Annotated in this window: 17 protein-coding genes; 11 read left to right on the top strand and 6 right to left on the bottom strand. The window is 70.8% G+C overall.

Features of this window, described 5'->3' with window-relative positions; all coding sequences use genetic code 11:
* The first annotated feature begins 182 nt into the window (after window positions 1–182).
* The gene (locus ABD194_RS06755) at window positions 183–1970 is read left to right on the top strand and encodes a bifunctional metallophosphatase/5'-nucleotidase (RefSeq protein WP_486388607.1); all 1788 of its coding nucleotides are present in this window, start codon (window positions 183–185) and stop codon (window positions 1968–1970) included.
* A 298-nt stretch (window positions 1971–2268) separates the two neighbouring features.
* Here ABD194_RS06755 and ABD194_RS06750 read toward each other — a convergent pair whose 3' ends face one another.
* Window positions 2269–3579, bottom strand: a complete 1311-nt coding sequence (locus tag ABD194_RS06750; protein WP_343989311.1) for an alpha-amylase family glycosyl hydrolase — start codon at window positions 3577–3579, stop codon at window positions 2269–2271.
* 60 nt (window positions 3580–3639) lie between these two features.
* Window positions 3640–4149 carry an Lrp/AsnC family transcriptional regulator gene (locus ABD194_RS06745; protein WP_343989309.1) on the bottom strand — a complete coding sequence of 170 codons (510 nt, stop codon included), beginning with the start codon at window positions 4147–4149 and terminating at the stop codon, window positions 3640–3642.
* A 107-nt stretch (window positions 4150–4256) separates the two neighbouring features.
* Here ABD194_RS06745 and hppD point away from each other — a divergent pair, with 107 nt between their 5' ends.
* From hppD to ABD194_RS06730, 3 genes are all read left to right on the top strand, one after another.
* Entirely contained in the window at window positions 4257–5501 is a 1245-nt protein-coding gene (gene hppD / locus ABD194_RS06740; protein ID WP_343989307.1) for a 4-hydroxyphenylpyruvate dioxygenase, read from the top strand.
* 92 nt (window positions 5502–5593) lie between these two features.
* On the top strand, window positions 5594–6400 hold the full coding sequence (locus ABD194_RS06735) for an RDD family protein (RefSeq protein ID WP_343989306.1): 807 nt from the start codon (window positions 5594–5596) through the stop codon (window positions 6398–6400).
* A gap of 175 nt (window positions 6401–6575) precedes the next feature.
* The gene (locus tag ABD194_RS06730) at window positions 6576–8138 is read left to right on the top strand and encodes a DHA2 family efflux MFS transporter permease subunit (protein WP_343989304.1); all 1563 of its coding nucleotides are present in this window, start codon (window positions 6576–6578) and stop codon (window positions 8136–8138) included.
* Between the two features lie 108 nt (window positions 8139–8246).
* On the opposite strand, the gene fahA is transcribed toward ABD194_RS06730, so the two are convergent.
* Both fahA and ABD194_RS06720 read right to left on the bottom strand, forming a co-directional pair.
* Complete coding sequence (gene fahA, locus ABD194_RS06725; protein WP_343989302.1) at window positions 8247–9518, bottom strand: fumarylacetoacetase; 1272 nt, start codon at window positions 9516–9518, stop codon at window positions 8247–8249.
* Window positions 9515–10375, bottom strand: a complete 861-nt coding sequence (locus ABD194_RS06720) for a hypothetical protein (protein ID WP_343989300.1) — start codon at window positions 10373–10375, stop codon at window positions 9515–9517. The genes fahA and ABD194_RS06720 overlap by 4 nt, the downstream gene beginning before the upstream one ends.
* 81 nt (window positions 10376–10456) lie before the next feature.
* On the opposite strand from ABD194_RS06720, the gene ABD194_RS06715 reads away from it, so the two are divergent.
* The 3 genes from ABD194_RS06715 (at window position 10457) to ABD194_RS06705 (ending at window position 13433) form a co-directional block, all read left to right on the top strand.
* Window positions 10457–11770, top strand: a complete 1314-nt coding sequence (locus tag ABD194_RS06715) for a homogentisate 1,2-dioxygenase (protein WP_343989298.1) — start codon at window positions 10457–10459, stop codon at window positions 11768–11770.
* Window positions 11771–11777: 7 nt separating this feature from the next.
* Entirely contained in the window at window positions 11778–12449 is a 672-nt protein-coding gene (locus tag ABD194_RS06710; RefSeq protein WP_343989296.1) for an IclR family transcriptional regulator, read from the top strand.
* Between the two features lie 168 nt (window positions 12450–12617).
* Entirely contained in the window at window positions 12618–13433 is an 816-nt protein-coding gene (locus ABD194_RS06705; protein WP_343989294.1) for a DUF6299 family protein, read from the top strand.
* Window positions 13434–13532: 99 nt separating this feature from the next.
* Here ABD194_RS06705 and ABD194_RS06700 read toward each other — a convergent pair whose 3' ends face one another.
* Both ABD194_RS06700 and ABD194_RS06695 read right to left on the bottom strand, forming a co-directional pair.
* Entirely contained in the window at window positions 13533–14147 is a 615-nt protein-coding gene (locus tag ABD194_RS06700; RefSeq protein ID WP_343989292.1) for an isochorismatase family protein, read from the bottom strand.
* A gap of 3 nt (window positions 14148–14150) precedes the next feature.
* A complete protein-coding gene (locus tag ABD194_RS06695; protein ID WP_425579961.1) occupies window positions 14151–15401 on the bottom strand; it encodes a nicotinate phosphoribosyltransferase in 1251 nt (416 codons plus the stop codon).
* Window positions 15402–15557: 156 nt separating this feature from the next.
* Here ABD194_RS06695 and clpS point away from each other — a divergent pair, with 156 nt between their 5' ends.
* The 4 genes from clpS (at window position 15558) to ABD194_RS06675 (ending at window position 18433) form a co-directional block, all read left to right on the top strand.
* The gene (gene clpS, locus ABD194_RS06690; protein WP_343989288.1) at window positions 15558–15863 is read left to right on the top strand and encodes an ATP-dependent Clp protease adapter ClpS; all 306 of its coding nucleotides are present in this window, start codon (window positions 15558–15560) and stop codon (window positions 15861–15863) included.
* Window positions 15863–16579, top strand: coding sequence for a DUF2017 domain-containing protein (locus ABD194_RS06685; RefSeq protein WP_343989286.1), 717 nt, complete (start codon window positions 15863–15865; stop codon window positions 16577–16579). The genes clpS and ABD194_RS06685 overlap by 1 nt, the downstream gene beginning before the upstream one ends.
* Window positions 16580–16635: 56 nt before the next feature.
* Window positions 16636–17403, top strand: a complete 768-nt coding sequence (locus tag ABD194_RS06680; protein WP_343989284.1) for an MBL fold metallo-hydrolase — start codon at window positions 16636–16638, stop codon at window positions 17401–17403.
* 160 nt (window positions 17404–17563) lie between these two features.
* Window positions 17564–18433 (top strand): aldo/keto reductase, encoded by an 870-nt coding sequence (locus ABD194_RS06675; protein ID WP_343989282.1) that lies wholly within the window; start codon window positions 17564–17566, stop codon window positions 18431–18433.
* Window positions 18434–18498 lie beyond the last annotated feature (65 nt).

Genomic DNA, 18498 nt, shown 5'->3' with positions numbered 1-18498 from the left:
ACCTGCCGACCGGCACCGAGCCGGCACTGCTCCGATCGAGCACCTGACCGACGAAGGATGACATGAGCACCACCTCGAGCAACTCCACCACTCCCGCGACCACCCCCTCGAGCCCGTCCGCCGAGAGCTCCGGCCTGCCCGACTTCCTGTCGTCCCCGACGACGCGCCGCCAGCTGCTGGCGATGGCCGCCGTCGGCGGCGCGGGCATCGCCACGGTCGCCGCGGCCTCGCCCTCGGCGGCTGCCGGCGCGGTCGGCAAGGGCGCCGGCACCGACGGTGAGGTCGTGACCCTCACCGTGCTCGGCACCACCGACCTGCACGGCAACGTCTTCAACTGGGACTACTTCAACAACGTCGAGTACGACGACAAGGCGCACAACGACATCGGCATCGCCAAGGCGTCCTCGATCATCAAGATGCGCCGCGCCGACCTCGGCGCCGCCTCGACGCTGACGCTCGACGCCGGCGACACCATCCAGGGCACGCCGCTCGCGTACTACTACGCCAAGATCGACCCGATCACGGGCGGTGCCACCCACCCCATGGCCGCTGCGATGAACCAGGTCGGCTACGACGCCGCAGCCCTCGGCAACCACGAGTTCAACTACGGCATCGACACCCTGCGGGCCTTCGAGAAGCAGCTGGACTTCCCGCTGCTCTCGGCCAACACCGTCGACTGGAACACCGGGGCCCCGGCGTTCAAGCCGTGGATCATCAAGACCGTCAAGCTCGAGGACCGCAAGCCGATCAAGGTCGGCATCCTGGGACTCGTCACCCCCGGCGTGGCCATCTGGGACAAGGCCAACGTCGACGGCAAGCTGAAGTTCCCCGGCATCATCGAGCAGGCCAAGGTCTTCGTCCCGCGCCTCAAGGCCGCCGGCGCCGATGTCGTCATCGTCTCGTGCCACTCCGGCACCAACGGCAAGTCCTCGTGGGGTGGCGCCCTGCCCTACGTCGAGAACGCCAGCAAGCTCATGGCCGAGCAGGTCCCGGGCATCGACGCAGTGCTCGTCGGCCACTCGCACGTCGAGGTGGTCACCAAGGCCACCAACGCCGACACGGGCAAGCAGGTCCTGCTCGTCGAGCCGTACTACTGGGGCATGCGCGTGGCCGAGATGACGCTGAAGCTGCAGAAGGTCCGCGGCCAGTGGCAGGTGGTCGACTCGGCGGGCGCGCTGTGGAACGCCAACGCGGTGCCCGAGGACCCGGCCGTCACCGGTGCCGTCCGGTCGGCGCACGAGAAGGTCCTCGCCTACGTCAACGGTGTCGTCGGCACGTCCACGCAGGCCATGTCGGCCGCGACCTCGCGCTACGAGGACACGCCGGCGATGGACTTCATCAACTTCGTCCAGGCCGACGCCGTGAAGAAGGCGCTCGCCGGCACGGTCGAGGGTGCGCTCCCGATGCTCTCCATCGCAGCGCCCTTCAACAAGCTGGCCTCGATCCCGAAGGGCGATGTCACGGTCCGCGACGTCGCCGGGCTCTACATCTACGACAACACCCTGCTCGGCATCGTCCTCACCGGCGCCCAGGTCAAGGACTACCTCGAGAAGAGCGCCTCGTACTTCACGGGCTACTCGGGCACCGGCCCGGTCGCGGCCGACACGATCACCAACGCCGACGGCACGCCCGACTACAACTACGACATCATGGGCGGTCTCGACGCGCCCCTCAGCTACGACATCGACCTCGCCCAGCCGGTCGGCTCGCGCATCGTGGGCCTGGCCTACGGCGGCACGCCGGTCCCGGCCGACGCGCGGTTCGTCGTGGCCATCAACAACTATCGGCAGTCCGGCGGCGGCGGGTTCCCCGGCGTCACGACCGCCCCGGTCGTCTACAACCGGCAGATCGAGATCCGCCAGCTGCTCATCGACTGGGCCACCGCGAACAAGGTGATCGACCCGGCCAGGTTCTCCAGCATCGACTGGCGCCTCGTCAGCAACGGCAGCCCGGTCACCGTCACCGCCTGACCGGCCTGACCGGCAGCGAAGTGCCCACTCGACGTCCACGTCGAGTGGGCACTTCCGCACGTCGAGTGGGCCGTTTCGCACCCACGACGAGCGCTTCGTATGCGTGGAGGGCGTCCCGCCGTCTGGGACACGGCGGGACGCCCGAGCTCTCGGGCCGACCAGGCGGTGGGACGCCGGCGCACGAAAGGCGTACCCGCCGGGACAGGGGAGCACCGACGGGTACGCACCTCTCATCCTGTCGGATCGAGGCGGCGCGTGTGGTCGCTTTCGCGTGGTTCCTCAGGGACTTTCGCGGCGCTCAGACCCCGACCAGAACCTGGTGTCCCCACGCGGGCAGGGTGTACTCCTGCCCCTGCTCCAGCTCGACCGTCTCGCCGGTGAAGGCGTCCTGCCAGGTGCCTGCCTGCGGGCCGTCGCCCAGCTTCACCGTCTGCTCCTCGGCGCTGAGGTTGAAGGCGCCGAAGACCCGGTCGCCGTCCACGGCCCGGACGAAGCTGAGCACCGCCGACTCCGACGAGTTGGGCACGCGGACCATGCGGCCGCCGGCCGCGCCGTTCCACAGGGCCGGGTGCTGCTTCTTCAGGGCGAAGAGCGTCCGGTAGAGCTCCCCCTGCTCGTCCTCGCGCCACTCGATCTCGTCCTTGTCGAAGAAGACGAGCCGCCGGTCGCTGCCGGCCTCCTGCCCGTTGTAGACCAGCGGCATGCCCTCGCTGATCACCGACAGCACGATGGACGGCACGAGCGCGTCGCCGAACTGCTCGTACTCGGTGCCCTCCCACGCGTTCTTGTCGTGGTTGCTGACGAAGAGCATGCGGTAGGCGTCGCGCTGGTAGAAGCGGTCGTTCCAGGCGTAGTAGACCTTGAGCGCCTCGACGTCGGCCTTGCCGTGCGCGATCTTGTGCAGCGTCTCGTTCCAGCTCCAGCCGTAGGTCATGTCGAAGGCGCGCACGTGCAGGTCGCGCGACTCCCACTCGGCGAGCAGGAAGACCGGCCTGATCTCGTCGAGCTCGCGGCGGGCGTTGTCCCAGAAGTCCACGGGCACGAAGCCGGCCACGTCGCAGCGGTAGCCGTCGACCCCGACCTCGCGCACCCAGTACTTCATCGCCTCGGTCATGTAGCGGCGCAGCCCGGGGTTGTCGTAGTCGAGGTCGATGATGTCGTCCCAGTCCCACCACGGCGTGGGCCGGAAGTCACCCTTCCAGTCGCGGGCGTACCACTCCGGGTGCTCCTCGACGAGGACGTTGTCCCAGGCGGTGTGGTTGGCGACCCAGTCGAGGATGACGTGCAGCCCGAGCTCGTGGGCGGTGCCGACGAAGTGGCGCAGGTCCTCGAGCGTGCCGAACTCCGGGTTGACGGCGAGGTAGTCCTTGACGGCGTACGGGCTGCCGAGGACGCCCTTGCGGTTGCGCTCGCCGATCGGGTGCACCGGCATGAGCCAGACGATGTCGATGCCGAGGTCGCGCAGGCGCGGCAGGTGCGCCTCGGCGGCCTTGAACGTCCCCTCGGGGGTGAAGTGGCGCTGGTTGATCTGGTAGATCGTCGCGCTCCGGCTCCACTCGGGGTGGGTCAGCTCGACGGCGGGCCGCGGGGCGTACGGGTCTGCGGTCACGGGTGCTCCTGGTCCAGGGGGTTGGCGCGGGATGGGCGGCGTTGTTGCGGTCTTACCCCGTCACGACGATGCCTCGAGCAGGTGCTCGACAAGCGGGACGGTGCGGTGGTCGAGACGCGTGGCGAGGGAGATGACGGTCGAGGCGCGGGTGACGTGGGCGTCGTCGACGACCTGGTCGATGACCCGCTGCAGGTCGGCGTTGTCGCGTCCGACGATGCGGATCAGGAGGTCGCCGGACCCGGTGATGGTGTGCGCCTCGAGCACCTCGGGGATGGCGGCGAGGTGCTCGACGACGGGGGAGTGGCCGCCACGGCCCTGGCGGATCTCGAGCGTGCAGAACGCCGTCACGGGGTAGCCGAGGGCGGCGGGGTCCACGTCGGGGGCCATCGAGCGCAGCACGCCGGTGCGTTGGAGCCGCTCCAGGCGGGCCTGCACCGTGCCCCGCGCCACGCCCAGCCGGCGGGAGGCGCCGAGGACGCCGATGCCAGGCTCGGTCAGCAACAGCAGGAGGATCCGGCAGTCGAGGGCGTCGACCGGGGTGCGGGAGGAGGGTCCCCCTGGGGAGGTCATGGTCAGAGTGTCCAGCACGACCCGGCATACGGGCAACAGTTTGTGCACTGTGCCCAGCGAAGACGTTCGCTCTTGCACACCCAACCGCTCTCCGTCACCCTCGCTCCATGACCGACACCATGCCGCCTGCGGCCACCGACCTCACCGACGACCGCACCCAGCAGGAGCGCGAGGCCGACCTCGACCTCGAGCAGCTCAAGCAGCTCGTCGGTCTCGTCGAGTACGACGAGAACACCGACGTCTTCCCCGTCACCGGATGGGACGCCATCGTCTTCGTCGCGGGCAACGCCACCCAGAGCGCGCACTACTACCAGAGCGCCTGGGGCATGGAGCTCGTCGCCTACTCGGGCCCTGAGAACGGCAACCGCGACCACAAGGCGTTCGTCCTCAAGAGCGGCTCGATCCGCTTCGTCGTCAAGGGCGCCGTCGACCCCGACAGCCCGCTCGCCGACCACCACCGCCGCCACGGCGACGGTGTCGTCGACATCGCCCTCGAGGTGCCCGACGTCGACAAGTGCATCGCGCAGGCCAAGAAGGCCGGCGCCACGGTCCTCGAGGAGCCAACGAACCACACCGACGAGCACGGCACCGTGCGCACCGGCGCCATCGCCGCCTACGGCGAGACCCGGCACACCCTCGTGCAGCGCACCGTCGACGGGCAGACGTATGCCGGCCCCTACCTCCCGGGCTACGTCCCCACGGGCTCGTCGTACGAGAAGCGCGACGGCCAGCCCAAGCGCCTCTTCCAGGCTCTCGACCACATCGTCGGCAACGTCGAGCTCGGCCACATGGACGAGTGGGTCGCCTTCTACAACCGGGTCATGGGCTTCGTGAACATGGCCGAGTTCATCGGCGACGACATCGCCACCGATTACTCCGCCCTGATGAGCAAGGTGGTCGCCAACGGCAACCACCGGGTGAAGTTCCCGCTCAACGAGCCGGCGATCGCCAAGAAGAAGAGCCAGATCGACGAGTACCTCGAGTTCTACCGCGGCGCAGGCGCCCAGCACCTCGCCGTCGCGACGAACGACATCCTCGCGTCGGTCGACGCCCTGCGCGCCAACGGCGTCGAGTTCCTCGACACCCCGGACAGCTACTACGAGGACGCCGAGCTGCGCGAGCGCATCGGCAACGTCCGGGTGCCGATCGAGGAGCTGCAGAAGCGCAAGATCCTCGTCGACCGCGACGAGGACGGCTACCTCCTGCAGATCTTCACCAAGCCGCTCGGCGACCGTCCCACGGTCTTCTTCGAGCTCATCGAGCGGCACGGCTCCCTCGGCTTCGGCAAGGGAAACTTCAAGGCGCTCTTCGAGGCGATCGAGCGCGAGCAGGACAAGCGCGGCAACCTCTGAGCCGCTCGAGCCGCCGGTGCCCCGCGTGACGCACCTGCGCCACGCGGGGCGCTGGCGGTCCCACACCGCATACGGCATGGGAGAGTTGGGCCATGAGCCAGCATCCCTCCGGGTGGTACGACGACCCGAGCAACCCCGACCTGCTCCGCTACTGGGACGGCGTGTCGTGGACCAACCACACGGCGCCGAAGAAGTCCCCCACCGCGTCGCAGAGCACGATCGGGCTGCCGCAGCAGGGACAGGTGCCAGCCGACCGCACCGGGGCGTCTGCGCCCGTGCCGCAGGGCAGCGGCTGGCAGGGCCGGTCGCAGGCTCCGCAGCAGCAGGGACAGGGCTACGTCCAGCAGGCGCCGCCCGAGGCGCAGTGGATGCAGACCATCCGCACGACGGCCGACGGGGTGCCGCTCGCCTCCTGGGGCAAGCGGGTGGCCGCGTGGCTCATCGACGGCGTCATCGTGGCGATCATCGGCGGCATCATCGCCTGGGCGGTGACCCCCCGGCTGTCCGAGCTCTTCTCGGCGCTCGTGTCGGCTGCCGAGGCAGGCGACCAGACCAAGGTGGTCGACATCCAGAACCAGCTCACCGGTCCGGTCGTGCAGTTCTCCATCGTCCTGTGGCTCGTCATGACGGCCTACTGCCTCGTCTTCTGGACCACCACGGCGCAGACGCCCGGGAAGATGGCGCTGGGCATCAGCGTGCGACGGGCCGCGCAGCCGGGGCCGTTGCCCGTCGGCACCGCACTCATGCGCCGCCTCGTCCCCCTCGCCGGGCAGTTCGTGCCCTTCCTCTCCCTGCTCGACGGCCTGTGGCCGTTGTGGGACGACAAGCGCCAGGCCCTGCACGACAAGGCTGCCGGCACCCAGGTGGTCGAGGGCAAGCAGCCGCGCAAGCAGTCCTGACGCGTGTGACCGGTCTAGCCGATCTTGCCCCTCCGAGCGCGCAAGGGCCCTCGGCCAATGGCGTAACTCGCTTGCGCGAGCGTCGGTGGTCGGCGCGACAATGGAGCCGCCCGGTCAGTCCAGCGGCGAGGTCGTCGTCGCTCCTCCACGCACCACCGTCCGAACCGGAGTCCACGTGTCCACTCCAGCCGCTCCCGCCCTGCCCGCCTATCCCGACAAGATCGACGGGCCGGTGCTCAAGATCGCCGGCGTCGTGGTTCTCGGGGCCATCATGTCGATCCTCGACATCACGGTGGTCAACATCGCGCTTCCGACCTTCCAGACGGTGTTCGCCGAGAGCCCGGGCCAGGCCCTGGCCTACTCGACGGTCGCATGGACGGTCACGGCCTACACCCTTGCACTCGCGACCGTCATCCCGCTGACGGGCTGGGCAGCCGACCGGTTCGGGACGAAGCGGCTCTACATCCTGGCCGTCGTCCTCTTCACGTGTGGTTCGGCGCTCTGCGCCACCGCCGGGTCGATCGGGATGCTCATCGCCTTCCGGGTCCTGCAGGGGCTCGGCGGCGGGATGCTGATGCCTCTCGGCATGACGATCATGACTCGGGCCGCCGGCCCGGCCCGGATGGGTCGGCTGATGGCGATCCTCGGCGTACCGATGCTGCTCGGCCCCATCTTCGGGCCCATCCTCGGCGGCTGGCTGATCCAGGTGGCGTCCTGGCACTGGATCTTCCTGATCAACGTGCCGATCGGCGTGGCCGCGGCGCTGTATGCGTGGTGGGCGCTGCCCTCGGACGCACCCGAGCCGTCCGAGTCGTTGGATGTCGTCGGCATGCTCCTGATGTCGCCCGGCCTCGCGCTCTTCCTCTACGGCATCAGCTCGATCCCGGGCGAGGGGACGGTTCTGTCCAAGAAGGTCCTCATCCCGCTCGGCATCGGCGTCGTCATGATCGTCGGCTTCGTCTTCTACAGCTTCCGTCCGAAGCACCCGCTCCTGGACCTGCGGCTCTTCCGCAACCGTCGCCTCAGCACGGCGACGATCACCATGTTCCTGTTCGCTGCCGCCTTCTTCGGCGGCCTGCTCCTCGTGCCGACCTACTACCAGCAGGTCCGCGGGCTCGACACGCTCCAGGCGGCCTTCCTCATGGTGCCGCAAGGCCTGGGGGCGATGGTCACCATGCCGATCGCGGGTGCCCTGTCCGACCGGATCCCCGTGGGACGGATCGTCCCGTTCGGGCTGGTGCTCATGACCGGCGGCATGTTCGCCCTCACGCAGGTGGGCACCGACACCCCCTACTGGGGTTTCATGATCCCGGTGCTCTTCGTCATGGGCCTCGGCATGGGCGGCACGATGATGCCGCTCATGACGTCGGCCCTGAAGACTCTGCGGAGCCACCAGGTGGCCCGCGGTTCGACGCTGCTCAACATCAGCCAGCAGATCGCGAGCTCGGTCGGCGTGGCTGTCATCTCGGTGGTCTTCACCAACTACCTCAGCGCCTCGGCACTGGCGGGTCCGGCCATCGCGGCGCTGCACAACCCGTCGCTCGTCAACTCCGTCGGTGGGCAGGTTGCCGTCCAGAAGGGTCTCACCGAGGCCGCCGACGCCTTCGGCAGCACCTTCCTCGTGGCCGCTGTCCTGCTGGCTTTCGCACTGATTCCTGCGGCTTTCCTGCCGCGCAGGCACGAGGAGTCGCACTTCCTCGACGACCAGTCCCAGACGGCGCCGGCGATCATCCACTGAGACCCGCGCGGACGGTCGCGCCCCGGGAAGGCGTCGACCTCACGACCCCGGCGCCCTCACGCTCGCAGGAGCGTCCCGGTAGTGGCGCCGGGCGTAGGGCACCGGCCGTCAGTGGGCGGCGGTGATGGTCCCGGTCGCCTCGCCGAGGCCGATGCGTGAGCCTTCGGGGCCCGGTGCCCATGCCGTCATGGTGACGGTGTCGCCGTCCTCGAGGAAGCCGCGCGTTGAGCCGTCCTCGAGCGTCACGGGGTCCGTGCCGTTCCAGGTCAGCTCGAGGAGGCTGCCTCGGGTGTCGCGATCCGGGCCGCTGACCGTGCCGGAGCCGAACAGGTCGCCGTCCCGGATCGAGGCCCCGTTGACGGTGAGGTGGGCCAGCATCTGGGCGGGCGACCAGTACATCCCGGCGTGCTCCGGGCGCGAGACCACCGTCCCGTTGAGGCTCACCTCGAGGTGCACGTCGAGACCGAAGGCGTCACCCTGCAGGTAGGGCAGCACCCGCGGGTCGGACTGCCCCGGCAGCGGGACCCTGGCAGAGGTCAGCGCGTCCAGGGGCGTGACCCACGCGGAGATCGTCGTCGCGAAGGACTTGCCGAGGAAGGGGCCGAGGGGGACGTACTCCCAGGCCTGGATGTCCCGGGCGCTCCAGTCGTCGAGGACGACCACGCCGAAGAGGTGGTCGGCGGCGTCGTCGACCGAGACGCGCGACCCGAGCTCGGTGGCTCCGCCCACGACGTAGCCGAGCTCGGCCTCGATGTCGAGGCGGATGCTGGGGCCGAAGACCGGCGCCGGGTCGCTGGGGGCCTTGCGCTGGCCGGTGGGGCGGACCACCTCGGTGCCGGAGACCACGACGGTGCCGGAGCGACCGTGGTAGCCGATCGGCAGGTGCTTCCAGTTCGGCGGCAGGGCGGCGTTGTCCGGACGGAAGATCTTGCCGACGTTGCTGGCGTGGTCCTCGCTCGCGTAGAAGTCGACGTAGTCGGCCACCTCGATCGGCAGGTGCAGCTGGACACCCTCGAGCGCGTGGAGGTGCGGCGAGACGCCGTCGCGGTACCCCTCGTCGGTGAGGATCTCGGTCAGCCACTGCCGTGCCAACGTCCACGCCGGTCGGCCGAGCGCCAAGAAGGCGTTGAGGCTCCGGGTCCGCCAGGCCGAGGCGAGGTCGGGCCCCTCAGCGACGAGACCGGCGTCGCGACCGATGGCGGCGACTGCTCCCGCGTCGAGCACGAGGTCGCCGATGCGCACCCCCACGCGCGGACTCCGGTCCGAGGTCGTGCTGAACACCCCGTAGGGCAGGTTGTGGATGCCGAAGAGATGGTCCGGCGGGACGTCCACCCAGGTGGTCGACGTGGTCGACGTGGCCGTGGTGCTCGGCGTGGTCACTGCTGGGACTCCTTCGCGCTGATGAGGCCGACGGCCTCGAGCTCGTGCAGGGGATCGAGCACGCCGCAGCAGCCGAAGGCGGTGAAGCTGCCCCGGACCCGCCTGGCGTCCTCCGCCGTCAGGCTCGAGATCGCGGTGACGAGGACCTCGGTGTCCTCGCGGGCGAGCTCGCCGGCCAGCTCGCGTGCCTCGGCTCCGTGGAGGGCCTCGTGCGTGGCGAGCAGGACGTTGAGCAGTCCGTGCATCGGCTCGTTTCCGGGCCGGCCCCGGACGACGTGGTGCAACCCGCCGGTCAGCTTGAACGAGAGCCCGTGCAGCACGACGGCGTCGAGGAAGCCGGCGAGCACCTGCTCGCCCGGCCACGGCCAGGTGGGGGCGGCGCCGGTGCGGAACTTCGCTGTCACGTCGTGCTCGTCGTCGACCGCAGCCGCGATGTCGTCGAGGGCCCGCTCCTGCTCCTCGCCCAGTCCGACCTCGACGACGACGGGCACCTCGGCGGCGAGCAGCTCGCGCCACTGCGGCGACCAGCCGAGCTCGGCCGCCGTCACCACGACACGCTCGTCGTCCCGCAGGGTCTCGAGGGCCTCGACGAGGGGCTTCAGGGCGGTGCCGGGTCGGACCACGAGACCGACGGCGAGCGGCTCGTCGGCTGTCCGCGCGTCGGCCGACGCGAGGCTGGAGAGCGCCTCGGCGGAGGTGGCGGGGACGAGCAGCGGCCCCAGCTGGGCGGCATACGGTCCGGTGCGTCGGTCGAGGTGCTCGCGCACAGCCACGTCGAGGGGCGCAAGCCCCGGCGGGAAGACCGCGGCATCGTCGACGAGTCGGTCGAAGAGGGGCGCGAAGGGCGTCCTTGACATGACCGGGAGCGTACTCCACTGTGGCGATAGCGATACACCAGCGTCCGGTCAGCGGACGCGGTCGAGGAGAGGTTCCCGCCCATGGCGCATTACCAGGCCGTCGGAGACATCCCGCCCAAGCGGCACACCCAGCACCGGCGCCCCGGTCCCGACGGGCAGCCCGGCGAGCTCTACCACGAGGAGCTCATGGGCGAGGAGGGCTTCAGCTCGGACAGCTCCCTGCTCTACCACCGCAACATCCCTTCGACGACGGTCGGTGCCGCGGCCTGGGACCTGACCGACCAGTCCACGACCCCGAACCACCCGTTGACTCCCCGGCACCTGAGGCTCCACGACCTCTTCGAGGCCGACGCGGTGGCGCGGACCGACGTCGTCACGGGCCGTCGGCTCGTCCTCGGCAACGGCGACGTGCGGATCTCGTATGCCGTTGCCGCACAAGCGAGCCCGTGGTACCGCAACGGCATCGGCGACGAGTGCGTCTACGTGGAGCGAGGGACCGCGCGGGTGGAGACGGTGTTCGGCGCCTTCGAGGTGGGGGAGGGCGACTACGTCATCGTCCCGCGCGCCACGACCCACCGGTGGCTTCCCGTCGCCGACGCCGACGAGCCGCTGCGGACCTACTGCATCGAGGCCAACAGCCACATCGCGCCGCCGAAGCGCTACCTGAGCAAGTACGGCCAGCTGCTCGAGCACGCGCCCTACTGCGAGCGGGACCTGCGCCAGCCCCAGGGGCCCCTCCTCGCCGAGGACGTCGGCGAGAGCCCCGATGCGCACACCGACGTCTACATCAAGCACCGTGGCAACGGGCCCGGCGGTGTCGTCGGCACCATCCACACGCTGCCCTTCCACCCGCTCGACGTCGTCGGCTGGGACGGCTGCCTCTACCCCTACGTCTTCAACGTCCGCGACTTCGAGCCGATCACCGGTCGCATCCACCAGCCGCCGCCCGTGCACCAGGTCTTCGAGGGCTGGAACTTCGTCATCTGCAACTTCGTGCCGCGCAAGGTCGACTACCACCCGCTCGCCATCCCGGTGCCCTACTACCACTCGAACGTCGACAGCGACGAGATCATGTTCTACGTCGACGGCGACTACGAGGCGCGCAAGGGATCCGGCATCGGCAAGGGCTCGATCTCGGTGCACCCGGGCGGCCACCCGCACGGGCCCCAGCCGGGCGCGACGGAGGGATCCCTCGGGATCGAGCGGTTCGACGAGCTCGCCGTCATGGTCGACACCTTCCGCCCGCTCGAGCTGGGTGAGGGCGGCACTGCCGTCGACGACGGGGCGTATGCCATGTCGTGGTCCAAGGGGATCGCCCGGGCGGCCGGCGGTGCGACCGACGGCAGCACGACGGGGGGAGCCTCGGCCTCCGGCGGCGCCCACTCGGAGGGCTGAGGGCGTCGTGCCGGGCGCAGAGGCGGTGCCGCGCGCGGAGACCTCCCAGGCGCTCGACCGCGGCATCCGGGTCCTCGAGACGCTCGCCGAGGCGTCCGAGTCGGCGGGCCTGACCATCACCGAGCTGGCTGGTCGTCTCGGGGTCGGTCGGCCGGTGGTCTACCGCCTGGTCGCCACCCTCGAGGACCACCACCTCGTCTCGCGGTCGTCAGACGGCCGCGTGCGCCTGGCCCTGGGCGTGAGCAGGCTGGCATCGGCCGTCACACCGATCGTGCGCAGCGAGGCGCGGCCCGTGCTGCGCCAGCTCGCCGACGAGGTGGGTGCCACCGCCCACCTCACGATCGCCGAGGGGGACGAGGCCCTCGCGCTGGTCGTCGTCGAGCCCTCGTGGACCGACTTCCACGTCGCCTACCGCTCCGGCGCCAGGCACCGGCTGGACCAGGGGGCGGCCGGGCGTGCGATCCTCGCCGGCCGTGCCGGTCGGACGGGTGTCGTCCGCACCGACGGTGAGCTGCAGGCGGGCGCCCACGGCCTGGCCGTGCCGCTGTCGGTGGGCGTCGACGCGCCTGTCGCCGTAGAGGCGTCGGTCGGGGTGGTGTCGCTCCAACCGCTCGACGCGGGGTCCGTCGGCCCGCGGCTCGAGCGGGCGGCCGAGGCGCTGCGCGCCGTGCTGCGGTGACAGTGGCTCGGCTCCTCTCACCTCTCGCTCATTCAAAGCGGACAAGTCCGGCTCGACGGTAAAGAGTTGGTCTGCATACCGCAGACTCGGCACCCTGCAGGGCACGGTGGACGCTCTAGTTGCGTGAGGCGCTCAACGGAGAGCGCCTCCCAGCGACAGGGGACCCTCATGAGAGCAACACGCCTATTCGTCTCGCTCGTGTCGCCCGCCGTGCTCGCCCCAGTCGGTGCATCGGCGGCGGTCGCCGCACCAGGCAACGACTCACCGAGCGGCGCAACCGTCATCGGCACATTGCCGACCAGCATCACGCAGAGCACAGCCGATGCGACCACCGATGCACTCGACGCCAGCCTCAATGCCGGCTGCGGCGCGCCCGCCACGAACGGGAGCGTCTGGTTCTCCTACACCGACACGACAGGCAGTGGCCTGGTCGCGGACGTCTCAGCCTCCGACTACTCCGCGGGAGTCATGATCGTCGCCGGCGATCCCGCCGCCGGGGGTCAGGTCGTCGCGTGTGGGCCCGGGGTGTCTGCGGCTCGCGGGGACGCTGGGACCACCTACTACGTGATGGCGTTCTCGGACACTCCCGGAGTGACAGGGGGCACCCTCAAGGCCACGTTCGACGCGGCACCGCCGGCCCCGGAGATCACCGCGACGGTCGACCCGCGCGCGACGGCATACAAGGACGGCAGCCTCCGGCTGACGGGCACGTACGCCTGCTCGAACGCGGACGGCTACGCCAGTGACATCGAGGGCCAGGTGGTCCAGACGGTCGGTCGCACAAAGATCACGGGCCAGTTCTTCGCCTACCCCCTCGAGTGTGACGGTGGCGTCCACACCTGGTCGGCCGTGACGTCGAGCGAGAACGGTCTGTTCGCGGGCGGCAAGGCCGCCAACGTCACCTTTGCCATCGCCTGCGGCGTGCTCGACTGTGCCTTCACGCCTGTCGAGCAGCGCCTCCAGGTCAGCCGCAACGGCAAGTGACCCTCGCCCGTGCGGCGCGTCGCGATGTCAGGGGGGTCGCGACGCGCCGTGCATCGAGCGGGGCGCCGTTGGGGCCCAAGACCGGCGTCGCGTATGCCGTCAGCCGGCGACGCGGGGCGTCCCCAGCAGGCGGACGCCCGCCTCACGGAGCTGGCCCAGCGCGGAGTCGGTCGTCGACCGGGCCACCCCGGCCGTCAGGTCGAGCAGCACGGTGGTGCGGAAGCCCTCGCGCTGCGCGTCGGCGGCAGTCGCGCGCACGCAGTGGTCGGTGGCGATGCCCACCACGTCGACGTGGGTGACGCCGCGCTGCTCGAGCCAGTCGGCCAGGGAGGTGCGTCCGTCGACGTCGGCCCGGCCCTCGAATCCGCTGTAGGCAGCGGCGTGCTCACCCTTGCGGAAGACGGCCTCCACGTGACCGAGTGCACCGGCGAGCCGCGGGTGGAACTCTGCGCCCTCGCTGCCGGCGACGCAGTGGACGGGCCAGGAGTCGACGTAGTCAGGGGTCTGCGAGAAGTGGGGTCCCGGGTCGATGTGCCAGTCGGCCGTCGCGACGACGTGGTCGTAGTCGGCGGCGTGCCGGCTCACGTGCTCGCTGACCTCCCGGGCGACCTCGGCGCCGCCCGCCACGGCGAGCGAGCCGCCCTCGCAGAAGTCGTTCTGCACGTCGACGATGACGAGGGCGCGCGCGCCGCCGGTCGGGGCGGACTCGACCATGGCTCAGTCCTCCTCGTAGAGGGTCGGGATCACCGGCTCGCCGCGGGAGAGCTGGCCGGCCGCTCGCGGGAGCTCCGCGCGCGAGGCCTCGTGCCGGGCGCGCGCCGCGTGGATGTCCTGGCTGCCGACGACCTCGCCGGCCCTGACGAGGTCGACCATCAGGGGCCGGTCGTCGCCGTCGTCGCGGGGCTGCTCGCCGATCCCGATGACCTCGGCCTGTGCGACGCCCGACTCGCCGAGCCGGCGCAGCGCCCACTTACGGCCGCCGACCGACGCCTTGTCCTTGCTCTTCTTCGCCACACCCTGCATCTGCCCGGACGAGTCCTCGCGGGAGACGAGCTTGTAGACCATCGATGCTGTGGGCGAGCCGGAGCCGGTGACGAGCGCGGTGCCCACGCCGTAGCCGCTGACCGGTCCGGCGGCGAGGGCCGCGATGGCGTACTCGTCGAGGTCGCTGGTGACGATGATCTTGGTGTCGGTGTTGCCGGCGGCGTCGAGCTGGGCCCGCACCTCGGTGGCCTGGATGAGCAGGTCTCCCGAGTCGAGCCGAACGGCGCCGAGCTCGGGTCCGGCGATCTCCATCGCGAGCTGCACCGCGGTGCGCACGTCATAGGTGTCGACGAGGAGGGTGGTGCCCTTGCCGAGCGAATCGACCTGAGCCGTGAAGGCCTCCTTCTCCGAGTCGTAGAGGAGGGTGAAGGCGTGGGCCGCCGTGCCAGTCGTCGGGACGCCGTAGCGACGGCCCGCCTCGAGGTTGCTGGTGGCGTGGAACCCGGCGATGTACGCGGCCCGCGCGGCGGCGACGGCACCCTCCTCGTGCGTGCGCCGCGATCCCATCTCGATGCAGGGCCTCCCGATCGCCGCCGTGGTCATGCGCGAGGCGGCGGAGGCGATCGCCGTGTCGTGGTTGAGGATCGAGAGCACGAGGGTCTCGAGGATGACGCCCTCGGCGAAGGACGACTCGACGACGAGTACGGGGGACTGCGGGAAGTAGCACTCGCCCTCGGCGTAGCCGCTGACGTCGCCGGTGAAGCGGTAGCCGGCCAGCCAGTCGACGGTCGCCCGGTCGACGACCCTCCGGTCGCGCAGGAAGCGCAGCTCGTCGTCCCCGAACCGGAACTGCTCGAGCGCCTCGAGCACCCGGCCCGTGCCGCCGACGACGCCGTAGCGGCGGCCGTCGGGCAGCCGCCGCGCGAACGCCTCGAAGACGCAGCGGCGGTGCGCCTCGCCCGAGGCGAGGGCAGCCTGCAGCATCGTCAGCTCGTAGTGGTCGGTCAGCAGGGCCGTGCTCGCGGCATGAGGGCTCGTCGGGCTCACACGCCCCACCCTAGGCGGACCACGGGCACGTGGGGGGTGCAGCCGGAGCCGGGAGCGTCTCGCGGCTGCTGCGGGTGCGCCTAGGGTGGGCCTGTGACGACAGCCGCCCTCTCCCTCGCTCCGGTCGAGCAGGAGGAGACCTCCACCGACGAGCTCGTCGCGCCTGACGTGCCCTGGGTGACGATCGTCTGGAACGACCCCGTCAACCTCATGACGTACGTGACGTGGGTGTTCGAGACGTACTTCGGCTACCCGCGGTCCAGGGCCGAGAAGCTGATGATGGACGTGCACGTGAAGGGCCGGGCGGTCGTGTCCAACGGTCCCCGGGAGTCGATGGAGCGCGACGCCGAGGCGCTGCAGGGCTACGGCCTCTGGGCGACGTTCGAGAAGGACGAGTGATGGCCCGAGCCTTCCTGCGCGAGAAGGGCCGTTACGTCGGCCTCCTCGACCCGACGGAGCGGACCGTCCTGCACGGCCTGATGGAGCAGACCCGCGTCCTGCTCTCGCCCGAGGTGGAGTCCACCGGAGACACCTTCGACGACCTCGTGGCCTCGCTGGGGATCTCTCTCGGGGGCGCGGCCGAGGCCACGGACAAGCTTGGCGCACAACGCGGTTCGGCCGAGCGTGCAGACCGTGCCGATCGTGACCCCGCGCTGGACCGCCTGCTGCCGACCGCCCACCGTGGCGACGACGAGGTCGCCGCCGAGTTCCGACGGCTGACGGAGGAGGGGCTGCGCCAGCGCAAGAGCCGCAACCTCGACGTCGCGCTCGAGCGGCTGTCCGCGGCGACGGGCGACCGCGTGGAGCTCGACGAGGTGCAGGCCCCGGCCTTCCTGATGGCCCTGACCGACGTGCGGCTGCTCCTCGGGGAGCGGATGGGTCTGCGCACCGAGGAGGACGCGGACGCGCTGTATGCCGCCATGGAGGACCTCGAGGACGACAACCCCCTCGGCTACGCGGTCGCCTGGTACGACTTCCTCACCTGGCTGCAGGAGACGTTGACCCACGCGGTCATGGGCACCGACCTCGGTGATGCCGCTCTCGACGAGCCGGGAGCCGAGTACGACGACGACGAGGACGACGACGAGGGTCCCTCCCGGCCGGGCACACTGTGACGTAGCCGACGCGCCGGCGCACGGTCCGCGTCGGTGCCGGCACCTAGGCTCGTCCCGTGAACGTCACGATCGTCGGGTGCTCGGGGTCCTTCGCCGGGCCGCACTCACCCGCCTCGTGCTACCTCGTGCGCGCCGAGCACGAGGGACGCACCTGGAGCATCGTGCTCGACCTGGGCAGCGGCGCCCTGGGCGCCCTGCAGCGACACATCGAGCCGTATGCCGTCGACGCCGTCCTGCTCAGCCACCTGCACGTGGACCACTGCATCGACATGTGCGGCCTCTACGTCATGATGCGCTACGTCCCCGGGGGCCCCGGAAGGTCGGTCATGCCGGTGTGGGGACCGTCCGGTGCCGGCGTCCACCTCGCCCGCGCCTACGGCGGACGCGAGAGCGAGGACGTCCTCGGCGTCTTCGACTTCCACGACCTGCGCCACCTCGAGCCGGTGACGGTCGGGCCCTTCACGATCACGCCGATGCGAGTCAACCACCCCCTGGAGGCCTACGGGTTCCGCGTCGAGGCGGGCGGCCGCGTGCTCGCCTACACGGGTGACACCGACACGTGCGACCAGCTCACCGAGCTCATGGCGGACGCCGACCTCGTGCTGGCCGACTCGGCCTTCGTCGACGGGCGTGACACCGTCACCGGCATCCACCTCTCCGGCAGCCGCGCCGCCGAGGCAGCCGTTCAGGCCGGGGGAGTGCGGCGCCTCATGCTGACCCACATCCCGGCCTGGAACGACCCGGAGCTGTGCCGCAAGCAGGCGGCCACGGTGTGGCCGGGCGAGGTCGAGCTCGCCGAGCCGGGCGCGACCTACTGCCTCTGAGACGGGGTCGGCGGCTCTCCCTGTCACGTGGGAGTCCACGGTCGCGTCCCCGTGGCAGTCGCCTCCTGACGCGCGCCGGGTATGGGGCCTCTCGGTGCGGTCGGCGCCCGGCACCCGCCGGCACGTTCGCCGGCCACCGCAACCGATCCAAGGAGGCAGCGTGCAGCAGCGAACCATCGGCACGAGGAAGGTCGGCGCCATCGGCCTCGGGGGCATGCCCATGTCGATCGAGGGCCGTCCCGAGGAGGACCGCTCCGTCCGGACCATCCACGCCGCGCTCGACGCCGGCGTCACCCTCATCGACACGGCGGACGCCTACCACCGTGACGCCGGCGAGGTGGGCCACAACGAGAGCCTGATCGCCAAGGCGCTCTCGTCCTGGCGAGGCGACCGGTCGGAGGTGCTCGTCGCAACCAAGGGCGGACACCTGCGGCCCGGCGACGGGTCGTGGACCGTCAACGGCCGCCCGGACCACCTCAAGGAGGCGGCCAAGGCCTCGCTGAAGCGCCTGGGCGGCGACGCGATCGGCCTCTACCAGTTCCATCGCCCCGACCCCGATGTGCCCTACGCCGAGTCGGTCGGTGCGCTCGCCGACCTGCTCGACGAGGGCGTCATCGAGATGGCCGGGATCTCCAACGCGAACCCGGACCAGATCCGCGAGGCGCAGGAGACCCTCGGTGGCCGGCTCGTCTCGGTCCAGAACCAGTTCTCGCCGGCCTTCCGCAGCAGCCGCCCCGAGCTCGACCTGTGCGCCGAGCTCGGCATCGCGTTCCTGCCGTGGAGCCCGCTCGGCGGCATCAGCAGGGCCGGCGACCTCGGCAGCCGGCACGACGCGTTCGCGGAGGTCGCGAAGGCGCACGACGTGAGCCCCCAGCGCGTCGCCCTCGCCTGGGAGCTGGCGCTCGCGCCGGTCGTGGTGCCGATCCCCGGGGCGTCGCGCCCGGAGAGCATTCAGGACTCCGTCCAGGCGGAGGAGCTGGAGCTGGGTGCCGACGAGATCGAGCAGCTGTCCGCCGAGACGCTCCACTGAGGACCTCAGGGGGCAGGCCCGCGAGGCGCCCGCAACTCGACGGCGGTCGCCTCGCGGGCCCTCCC

It is taken from the genome of Terrabacter terrae (assembly GCF_039529575.1).
Taxonomy (GTDB): Bacteria; Actinomycetota; Actinomycetes; order Actinomycetales; family Dermatophilaceae; genus Terrabacter; species Terrabacter terrae.
Note: the sequence above shows the minus strand (reverse complement) of the source record. Positions and strands in the feature narration are given on the sequence as shown.